Annotated in this window: 9 protein-coding genes; 4 read left to right on the top strand and 5 right to left on the bottom strand. The window is 36.8% G+C overall.

What is annotated here, in order from left to right; genetic code table 11:
* Positions 1–193 precede the first annotated feature (193 nt).
* From sda to hutH, 4 genes are all read right to left on the bottom strand, one after another.
* Positions 194–322, bottom strand: coding sequence for a sporulation histidine kinase inhibitor Sda (sda, locus tag AC06OU_RS12000; protein WP_169360171.1), 129 nt, complete (start codon positions 320–322; stop codon positions 194–196).
* Between the two features lie 440 nt (positions 323–762).
* Complete coding sequence (locus AC06OU_RS11995) at positions 763–903, bottom strand: hypothetical protein (RefSeq protein WP_475856036.1); 141 nt, start codon at positions 901–903, stop codon at positions 763–765.
* Positions 904–1,299: 396 nt separating this feature from the next.
* Positions 1,300–1,635, bottom strand: coding sequence for a L,D-transpeptidase (locus AC06OU_RS11990; protein ID WP_475856035.1), 336 nt, complete (start codon positions 1,633–1,635; stop codon positions 1,300–1,302).
* 179 nt (positions 1,636–1,814) lie between these two features.
* Positions 1,815–3,305, bottom strand: a complete 1,491-nt coding sequence (gene hutH, locus AC06OU_RS11985; protein WP_475856034.1) for a histidine ammonia-lyase — start codon at positions 3,303–3,305, stop codon at positions 1,815–1,817.
* Positions 3,306–3,687: 382 nt separating this feature from the next.
* On the opposite strand from hutH, the gene AC06OU_RS11980 reads away from it, so the two are divergent.
* The 4 genes from AC06OU_RS11980 to AC06OU_RS11965 all read left to right on the top strand — a co-directional run bounded on the left by AC06OU_RS11980 (position 3,688) and on the right by AC06OU_RS11965 (position 9,397).
* Entirely contained in the window at positions 3,688–4,572 is an 885-nt protein-coding gene (locus tag AC06OU_RS11980; protein ID WP_475856033.1) for a DUF4349 domain-containing protein, read from the top strand.
* A gap of 143 nt (positions 4,573–4,715) precedes the next feature.
* Complete coding sequence (locus tag AC06OU_RS11975; protein WP_475856032.1) at positions 4,716–6,611, top strand: PrkA family serine protein kinase; 1,896 nt, start codon at positions 4,716–4,718, stop codon at positions 6,609–6,611.
* A 237-nt stretch (positions 6,612–6,848) separates the two neighbouring features.
* Positions 6,849–8,003, top strand: a complete 1,155-nt coding sequence (yhbH, locus tag AC06OU_RS11970; RefSeq protein WP_475856030.1) for a sporulation protein YhbH — start codon at positions 6,849–6,851, stop codon at positions 8,001–8,003.
* A complete protein-coding gene (locus AC06OU_RS11965) occupies positions 8,003–9,397 on the top strand; it encodes a SpoVR family protein (RefSeq protein ID WP_169359104.1) in 1,395 nt (464 codons plus the stop codon). Before yhbH ends, AC06OU_RS11965 begins: the two co-directional genes overlap by 1 nt.
* A 70-nt stretch (positions 9,398–9,467) precedes the next feature.
* Here AC06OU_RS11965 and AC06OU_RS11960 read toward each other — a convergent pair whose 3' ends face one another.
* A complete protein-coding gene (locus AC06OU_RS11960) occupies positions 9,468–10,343 on the bottom strand; it encodes an SDR family oxidoreductase (RefSeq protein WP_475856028.1) in 876 nt (291 codons plus the stop codon).
* Positions 10,344–10,426 lie beyond the last annotated feature (83 nt).

Genomic DNA, 10,426 nt, shown 5'->3' with positions numbered 1-10,426 from the left:
AGCTTCAGCAGTTATATCATCTTGAAAGACAAAATTGCCCACTGAAGAAAAAACAAGCGTGATAGTAAGTAGTGCGACTAGAATTTTCTTCAAAATTTAAAACCCTCCGTAAAATAGTTATTAGATTGGACTTACAGTATTACCTTATACTATTTACGAAAGAATGGAAAGAAAGTTTCATTTATATAAAAGATTATAGTTCAACTTGAAGAGAGCGACGTTGAATCTCACTTTTCAATAAAGCTAAAAAGTCAGGGCAAAGGTTAAGTTCCTTAGCAGTAAAATATGATTCTAATAATAGATCATCCGACATTTTACTCATTTCATTTCCTCCTAATAGTTAAATGTTCTTATATGTGAAAGGGCTTTAAAATTAAATAATTGTTATTAACATTACTTTACCAAAAAGTACTATTAAGAACAATCGTTCTTTTTATCCACAGTATGTGGGTATAAGATGTTAGTAAGTTGTTTACATGTTTGTCAAAATCATATTTATCTAGTGTGAATTCTGTGTGTAAACTTATCCACAAAGAATGAAAAGGCGAATTTTGTCGAAACCTTTTTGGAATAAAAATCATTTTTAACATCTAAACTGCTACTTTGACGCATATGTTATATGATAATTTTTTTTCCTACTATCTAATAAATTTTTAGTTTTCTTTTTACTAAATTACATGGAAAAACAAAATATTTCCTTTTATCAATACCCGTTAAAATATGTGCTTAAACATAAAATAATTAAATTTTTTAAAAATTTAATTAAAATTCTTCTTTTTCTTGTTCTTCCTTGTCGTCAACTTGATTGTCATCGTGATCTACAGCATAATTGGTGTCTCCAAGTAGACCTAAAGAGATGAATGTAGCTGCTCCAATTTTTGCTTTATTTTTTTCAGTAAACATATTTGTTACCTCCGTGCCTTATAGTTTTTCATTAAAGAATTTACCTTAAATAATACATACCTCTGGAAGAAGGAAATAAACATCTAAAATTTAGTTGAAAGCTATTGTATAAAGTAGGATGGGTACGCATCGCCTTATTACAAAAAAAATTTATAAAAGGATAAGCAACATAGTGTATAAGATAGAAATAATTATGAGAAGAAGTGATATTAACTATAAGGTTAGAAAGTAGAAAGAGCGGTTGTATGGAGTTGATCACGAGTTTGGAGAGTGATATATGCAGATGAAATGGGATACTTGGTGTGGAGAATCTTAAATCTATTCTATAATGTGCAATTTCAGATATACAGAGGCAGTCTAACTAATTTAGACTTATTAGCGAGAGCTATAGAACCATTATTTGTGGATGTAAACGTTTGTCTGCAAAGGTACCTGGGAGGATAATTCTATAACGTCATTGTTGTACATTCTTATACAACCAAGTGATACATCTTTTCCTATTGAGCTTGGATCGTTTGTCCCGTGTATGCCATAATGAGGCTTAGATAATCCCATCCACAATGCCCCATATGGACCTCCTGGATCTACCTCCTTATTAATAATCATATAATTACCTGTCGGGGTAGGGGTTAAGACTTTTCCTACTGCAATAGGGTATGTTTTTAACAGTTTGCTTCCGTCATAAAGCTTCAACTGACGTTTTGTGACTGATACATCAATCCAAAGTGTCAAAAAATCAACTCCCGATATATTATTTCCTATTATATGAGTTGATTCGTAAGATGGATAACGAAAAAAGAATGGTTATATACTTTATTAAAAAGTGTATAGAGGAAGCAGGGGTTCCCTTGGTGTTGCCTATACACTTTCTCCAAGTAGAAGCAAACTGTTAAAACAAAGGAAGAGGGCACTTAAGAAATAATCAAGTTCCTCAAATAATTTTGCATTAACTCGATGTCCTTACTAAAGACTCGATCTTCAGTTATGGATGGAATAAATGCACGGATTTCCTTCCACTTTTTAAGGAGTTTTGGTGCCATCAGCAACTCATTACGATACTCGACTCCTTGTACTGCACAAATAGCCTCGATAGCGATTACTCCACGGGCATTTTGAATGATTTGATAGGCATGTCTAGCCCCAATGGTTCCCATGCTTACATGGTCCTCTTGGTTTCCAGAGGATGGGATAGAGTCGACAGATGCTGGGTGAGCAAATGTTTTATTTTCAGAAACAAGACTAGCAGCAGTGTATTGTAAAATCATTGCTCCTGATTGTAGACCAGGCTCTGGGCTTAAAAATGGCGGGAGACCAACATTTAATTGTGGATTCACGAGTCTTTCTACCCGTCGTTCAGAAACGTTAGCCAGCTCGGCCATTCCCACCTTTAAGAAATCCATCGCAAAGGCTATTGGTTGACCGTGAAAGTTCCCACCGGAAACAACTATATTTCCGTCTTCTACGATTAATGGATTATCTGTGGCGGCATTCATTTCTATCTCAAGTTTTTCTTTTACATAGGAAAGCACTTGCCATGTGGCTCCGTGTATTTGAGGTATGCATCTTATAGAATAGGCATCCTGTACTCGCTGTTCACCTTGTTTAGTGACTAGTTGGCTTCCTTCCAACCAGTACAGCATTCGTTTAGCGACGTCTATTTGCTCCTGGTAACCTCGTGCTTCATGGATAGAAGGGTGAAAGGCGTCTGTAATTCCATGGAGGGCTTCCATAGTCATTGCAGCAATCCACTCGCTTTGATACGCAAGAGTCTCAGCTTCGAGCCAGTTAATCACTCCTTGAGCAGTCATTGCTTGAGTTCCATTTATTAAGGCTAACCCTTCCTTAGCTTCAAGTACAATTGGCTGTAGTCCATGTTCACTCCATACATTTGCAGCAGGAACATGCTTATTAGCCTCCCAAACAAATCCTTCGCCAATTAATACAAGGGCTAAATGTGATAGAGGTGCTAAATCTCCAGATGCACCTAGAGAGCCTTGGGAAGGTATTACGGGATGGATATGATGGTTTATCATATATGCCAGTCTTTCTAATACCTCGAGTCGTATCCCTGAAAAACCCTTCATCAGAGCATTCAAACGTAGAATGACCATAGCTCTTGAAACTAACTCTTCAAAAGGAGTTCCCACCCCACAAGCATGAGATCGTATCAAATGTAGTTGAAGTGCATGAACATCCTTCTCGTTTATACTTACATCGCTAAATTTTCCAAAGCCTGTGTTAATTCCATACACGATTTCTCCACTACTAACAATTCTCTCTACGGCTCTTCTACTGTTTTGAACAGCTTGTATAGCCTCTCTATCTAAGGTTATTTTCTCGTTTTTATAAAGAATGGCTCTCATTTGTTCCAATGTAAGTCCATATCCTTTTAAGTGAATCATATTCTCCACTCCCACTTTTTTTATAGCTTTCAAATCAATTATTTGATGTATTTCCCCATTTGCCTGTCGGGGTAGGAATAGGCGCCTGCGCTTTTCTTATTGTCTAGCTCCGGCGCCTTGCCCCTCGGGTCAAATGGATAAAAGCTCCGGTGGCTGAGGAGCTGCCTCCTCGCCTTTCCCCATTTGCCTGTCGGTGCAGAGATAGGCGCCTGTGCTTTTCTTATATTCTATCGGAATATTCCATTTTATTAAGCTTTTTTATTCGAAAAGTAAAAATTTCTCATATGCTAGTGGAGTGTCTTGATAGTGTGCTAAACGGAAGGATTGTAACGAAATTTCTTCACAAACGTCTATTTATTTAAAGTAAAGGGGGTTTTTGGTAATGACTAGGTTTATTATCGTTTTCTTATATTTGTCTCTCATTTTTTTAGCTGGCTGCAGTGCTCAAGACGAGGAAAAGGCAGCAGTAACCGAGTCTATGAAGGACATGGAATACTCAAATGATGTTGGACAGGAAGGGAATGACTCAAAGGAAGAGAGTATTTCTGAAACAGAGGAAGGTGCTTCGAATCCATCTATATCGCAAAGGAAAATTATTCACAAGGCTAATATTAGTGCAAACGTCAAAGAACTAACGGTAGCTCAAGAAAAAATTACAGAAAAAGTAAGTAAGTATAACGGATATATTGTAGAATCTAATATTTATCAAGAAAGTGATTCTCTTAGTCACGGACGTATGGTTGTCAGAGTACCTGAGGAGCATTTTGAGACTTTTTTATCGGAAGCTGAGGGACAGGTAACTAAGGTATTAGAGAGGAATATAACGGGAGAAGACGTAACAGAGCAGTATGTAGACTTAGAATCCCGATTAAAATCAAAAAGAGCAGTAGAGGCTCGATTGCTAGTATTTATGGAAAGTGCAGAAAAAACGGAGGATCTTTTAAAGATTTCAGCTGACTTGGCAAAAGTACAAGAAGAAATAGAAGTAATAGTTGGGAAGATTAAATATTTGGATAATCAAACTTCCTTTTCCACAATAGAGCTGAACTTTTATGAGGATCGCGTAATCGTACCAGGTATTGATAATAAGGACTTAAACACATGGGAGAAGACAAAGAAGCAATTTGTTCAAAGTGTGAATGCGTTATTAATGATTGGATCCGGGATTATAGTGTTTCTATTAGGCAATTTACCAATCTTATTATTGATAGGCATTGTTTCCTTTTTGAGTATTTGGTTTATAAGAAAAAGAAGGAAAGATAAATAATGACCTTCATTTAAAGTAAAAAAATTTAAGGAGATGAAATAGCGATAGTTATGAACAATTAAGAGACAACTACAAAGTTATATGTATCATTAATTCCTTCTCGTCATATTATGTATAAAAGATGCCCCTGAATGGAGGGAAACATGGATATCTTAAGTAAGGTTAAAGGTTATCGAGAAGCGGAAAACGAGTTGAAATGGGAAGGTACGTTCAGGGAATACTTGGAAATCTTAAAAGACAGACCAGAAGTTGCTCAAACTGCACATGCACGTGTATACAGCATGATTAAAAGTGCGGGGCATTCGGATGAAAATGGAAAGAAAAGCTATAAGTTTTTTGAACAGGAAATGTTTGGTCTTGATGAAGCGTTAGAGCGTCTGGTAGAAGAGTATTTCCATCCGGCAGCAAAGCGTTTAGATGTTAGGAAAAGAATTTTATTGTTGATGGGTCCCGTGAGTGGTGGTAAATCTACTATTGTTACATTGTTAAAGAGAGGTTTTGAGGAATATTCAAGAACTGATAAGGGTGCTGTCTATGCTATTAAAGGGTGCCCTATGCATGAGGATCCGCTTCATTTAATCCCAACTCATCTTCGAGAAGACTTTTATGAGGAATATGGAATTCGAATAGAAGGTAGTCTATCACCTCTGAACTCGATGAGGCTGGAGCAGGAATATGGTGGTAAAGTAGAAGATGTCTTAGTGGAGAGGATTTTCTTTTCAGAGGACAAAAGGGTAGGGATAGGTACTTTTACTCCATCTGATCCAAAATCTCAAGATATCGCTGATTTAACTGGAAGCATTGACTTTTCAACAATTGCTGAGTTTGGATCTGAATCTGATCCAAGAGCATATAGATTTGATGGGGAGCTAAATAAGGCTAATAGAGGAATGATGGAATTTCAGGAGATGCTTAAGCTGGATGAAAAATTCCTGTGGCATCTGCTATCTCTAACACAGGAGGGTAATTTCAAAGCTGGTCGTTTCGCGCTTATTAGTGCGGATGAGCTGATTGTAGCCCATACCAATGAAACGGAGTATCGTTCGTTCATCTCTAATAAAAAGAATGAAGCACTACATTCACGTATTATTGTAATGCCAATTCCTTATAACTTGAAGGTTAGCCAAGAAGAACGAATTTATGAAAAGATGATTAAAGAAAGTGATATGAACCATGTCCATATTGCCCCCCATGCCTTAAGGGCGGCTGCTATATTCTCTATACTCACTAGATTAGAGGATCCAAAGAAACAAGGAATTGATATAGTAAAGAAAATGAAGTTGTATGATGGGGAAAACATTGAAGGTTTTAATGAAATTGATGTTGAAGAGCTTAAAAAAGAATTTACTACGGAAGGAATGCATGGAATTGATCCGAGGTATGTGATTAACCGCATTTCTTCAGCCATTATAAGAAAAGAAATCCCTTCTATAAATGCATTAGACGTTTTGCGTGCTTTAAAAGAGGGTCTTGATCAGCATGCTTCTATTTCTGAAGAGGATCGAGAAAAGTATTTAAACTATATTGCCATTGCACGAAAAGAATACGATGAAATTGCTAAAAAAGAAGTTCAAAAGGCTTTTGTTTACTCATATGAGGAGTCGGCAATAACGCTAATGAATAATTACTTGGACAATGTTGAAGCATTTTGTAACAAGAACAAAATGAGAGATCCATTAACTGGCGAAGAGATGAACCCAGATGAAAAACTAATGCGCTCCATAGAAGAACAAATAGGCATATCTGAAAATGCAAAAAAAGGATTCCGAGAAGAGATATTAATTCGCCTTTCTGCTTATGCACGGAAAGGGAAGCGTTTCGAATATAATTCCCATGAACGCCTAAGAGAGGCTATTCAAAAGAAACTGTTTGCTGATTTAAAAGATGTCGTGAAAATTACTACATCTACGAAAACGCCAGATGAAGCTCATTTGAAAAAGATAAACGAAGTAGTTGCTAGATTGATTGATGAACACGGATATAATTCTACTTCAGCCAATGAATTATTACGTTATGTAGGAAGTCTTCTTAATCGATAAAGCCATGAAAAAACAAGACTAATATTCTTCATTGGTCTTGTTTTTTTTATACTAATTTGGATTGGTGTGTAACTATACTCGGGGTCAAATGGATAAAAGCTCCGGTGGCTGGAGAACTGCCTCCTCGCCTCTTTCCATTTGACTGTCGGGGCAAAGATAGGCGCCTGCGCTTTTCTTGAAACTTTGGCAATAACTTTGTTGCACCGGCATATGATAAAAAATAGGTAGGTGTTGAGGTTGAATGAAAAAGAGAAAAATCCCTTCGTTATTTCACAAGAGAATTGGTCACTCCATCGCAAAGGTCATCAAGATCAGCAACGCCACACGGAAAAGGTCAAGGAAGCAATTAGAAACAACTTACCAGACTTAATAAGTGATGAAAGTATTATCATGTCAAATGGACGAGACGTTATAAAAATCCCTATTAGATCCCTGGATGAATACAAAATAAGATATAATTACGACTCTTCTAAGCATGTTGGCCAAGGTAAGGGAGACAGTCAGATCGGTGATGTTGTCGCTAAGGGACCTGGAGAAGGAAAGGGAACGGGAAGTGGTAAGCAAGCTGGAGACAAGGCAGGGCAAGATTACTATGAGGCAGAGGTTTCCATGGAAGAGATAGAAAATGCTCTTTTTAGTGACATGGAGCTGCCTAGTCTAGAGGATAAAGAAAAATCTGAAATAGTAACCGAGCATATTGAGTTTAATGATATTCGGAAAAAAGGCCTTATGGGTAATATTGATAAGAAAAGGACATTAATTACAGCTATTAAGAGAAATGCTCTTAAGGGAGAAGCGGCAATTGCACCTATCCATCAGGATGATTTACGCTTTAAAACTTGGGATGAAGTTGTTAAGCGCGAATCAAAAGCAGTTGTTCTCGCTATGATGGATACTAGTGGTTCAATGGGCGTTTTTGAAAAGTATTGTGCACGTAGCTTCTTCTTTTGGATGGTTAGATTTTTGCGAATGGAATACGAGGCATTAGATATTGAATTTATTGCTCATCATACGGAAGCAAAGGTAGTTACTGAGGAAGCGTTCTTTACAAAGGGGGAGAGTGGAGGTACCATATGTTCCTCTGCTTATCAGAAGGCATTAGAGTTAATACAGGAAAAGTATCCTCCTTCTCGCTATAATATTTATCCAGTTCATTTTTCAGATGGAGAAAATATGACGAGTGATAATGAGAAATGTGTGAAACTAGTTAATGAATTAATGAAGGTCTCTCAAATATTTGGGTATGGGGAAGTTAATGAGCACAATCGTTATTCCACTTTGATGAACACGTATAAGACAATAGAAAATCCTAAGTTTAGGCACCACGTAATTAGAAATAATAAAGATGTATATGCTGCATTAAAAAGTATTTTTAAAAAGGGAGTAAAGTGATGGACACAAAACTACAATATGCAATTGCCGAAATAACTGAGATTGCATCTGGTTTTGGATTGGATACATTCCCTATGAGATACGAAATATGTCCTGCAGACATTATTTATACATTCGGCGCATATGGGATGCCAACTCGTTTCGCACACTGGAGCTTTGGGAAGCAATTTCATAAAATGAAGATGCAATACGATTTTGGGCTTAGCCAAATCTATGAGTTAGTGATCAATTCCAACCCTTGTTATGCATTTCTATTAGATACGAATAGCCTTATTCAGAACAAGCTAATTATTGCTCATGTACTTGCGCATTGTGATTTTTTCAAGAATAATGTTCGCTTCTCTAACACACGGAGAGATATGGTTGAAAGCATGACTGCCACTGCCGAGAGGATTGCACACTATGAAATGGTTCATGGAAAAGAAGAGGTAGAACAATTTTTAGACGCAGTATTAGCTATTCAAGAACATATTGATTCGTCGATAGTCCGTCCTAAGCTTCCTAGTTATGACTTAGAGGAAGAAGAAATAGAGGAAAAAAGAAAAAGTGAGTATGATGATTTATGGGATTTAGATGAAAAGAAAAAAAATAAGTTGGTTCAGCCTTATCGAAAAAAATTCCCTCCCAGACCAGAAAAAGATTTGTTGTTATTTATAGAGGAGTATAGTCGGGAGCTTGAAGATTGGCAACGTGATATTTTAACTATGATGCGGGAAGAGATGCTTTATTTTTGGCCGCAGCTCGAAACAAAAATTATGAATGAGGGATGGGCAACTTTTTGGCATCAGCGAATTCTCCGAGAAATGGATTTGACTTCAGATGAAACCATTGAATTTGCCAAGTTAAATGCAAATGTTGTTCAACCTTCCAAGACGTCCATAAATCCGTATTATTTAGGACTCAAAATTTTTGAGGATATAGAGAAAAGGTATGACTCCCCTACAGCTGAAATGAGAAGAATTGGAATCGAACCAGGGCTAGGGAGAGAAAAGTTATTTGAAGTACGGGAAATAGAGTCTGATATTTCCTTTATCAGAAACTATTTGACAAAAGAGTTAGTTAAACAAGAGGACCTTTACTTATTTGAAAAGAAAAATGGGAACTATGAAATAACTGATAAGGATTATGAGAATGTCAGAGATGAAATAATAGCGAGCCGTGAAAATGGTGGCTACCCCTACATTGTAGTAGAAAATGGTGATTTCTCTAGAAACGGGGAGTTGCATCTAAAGCACAATTATGAAGGCGTGGAATTAGATGCGCATTATTTGGAGCATGTGCTTCCATATATCTACCAGCTGTGGGGACGTTCTATTCATATGGAAACCTTTGTCGAAAAAAAACCAGTGCTCTATACTTATGATGGAAAAAAAGTTTCAAAGAGCCTTATGTAAATACTTTAATATGAAAAAGAGGATGATCGTGAATATACAAGATCATCCTCTTTAAATTTTATATATGATTTTATGAACCGACGAAGTCTCCACCATCAACGTGAATAGTTTGTCCTGTAATATACGTGGAGTCATTAGATGCTAAGAAGACATAGGCAGGTGCATTTTCTGACGGCTGACCTCTTCTGCCAGTTGGATTTCCTTCAGCATGGTTTTCTACCTTCTCGGCATCAAAAGTTGCTGGGATAAGTGGGGTCCATATTGGTCCAGGTGCAACTGCATTTACACGAATTCCTTTTTCAACTAGATTTAATGCTAAGGAGCGTGTGAAGGAAGTGATTGCTCCTTTTGTTGCCGAGTAATCGATTAACTCAGCAGCACCGCGATAAGCAGTAACCGAGGAAGTATTTACAATTGTATCACCCTTAGACATATGCGGAAGAGCTGCCTGTGTTAGGTAGAACATAGAGTATATGTTAGTAGAGAAAGTTTCCTGTAATTGATCTGGAGTAATCTCTAAGAAATTCATCGTTGGGAACTGTTTTCCTGTGTTATTTACTAGAACATTTAACTGGCCAAATTCCTCAATAACTTGCTCTATTAACTTTTCGCAGTTTTCGTCATCGCTAATATCTATAGCAAAGCTTTTAGCTTTAACTCCGTAGTTTTCAACTAGTTTTACTGTTTCTTTTGCATCCTCATGTTCATCTAAATACGCAATAGCGACGTTTGCACCTTCTTTTGCGTAAGCAATTGCAACTGCTTTACCAATACCGCTATCTCCACCTGTGATTAAAGCGACTTTTCCTTTTAGCTTTTCAGAACCTTTATAATTTTCATCATCAAAAATAGGTTTTGGTCTCATTTCATTTTCAAAACCTGGTTGACGATTCTGTGTTTGTCCTTTAATACTTTCTTCCATTTTTTCGAATTTGTCATTACTCATGCTGAGTCCTCCTTTATTAATCTATATTTAATGTATTCCCAGCTGAAATAAAAACAAACGTTAGATTAAAAGTTCTGACACAA

The organism is Psychrobacillus sp. (assembly GCF_056205495.1).
Note: the sequence above shows the minus strand (reverse complement) of the source record. Positions and strands in the feature narration are given on the sequence as shown.

Coding starts and splice junctions, on each gene's coding strand:
- AC06OU_RS11960 (WP_475856028.1), bottom strand. CDS start 10,343: ATGAGTAATGACAAATTCGAAAAAATGGAAGAAAGTATTAAAGGACAA.
- AC06OU_RS11995 (WP_475856036.1), bottom strand. CDS start 903: ATGTTTACTGAAAAAAATAAAGCAAAAATTGGAGCAGCTACATTCATC.
- AC06OU_RS11975 (WP_475856032.1), top strand. CDS start 4,716: ATGGATATCTTAAGTAAGGTTAAAGGTTATCGAGAAGCGGAAAACGAG.
- AC06OU_RS11965 (WP_169359104.1), top strand. CDS start 8,003: ATGGACACAAAACTACAATATGCAATTGCCGAAATAACTGAGATTGCA.
- AC06OU_RS11980 (WP_475856033.1), top strand. CDS start 3,688: ATGACTAGGTTTATTATCGTTTTCTTATATTTGTCTCTCATTTTTTTA.
- sda (WP_169360171.1), bottom strand. CDS start 322: ATGAGTAAAATGTCGGATGATCTATTATTAGAATCATATTTTACTGCT.
- hutH (WP_475856034.1), bottom strand. CDS start 3,305: ATGATTCACTTAAAAGGATATGGACTTACATTGGAACAAATGAGAGCC.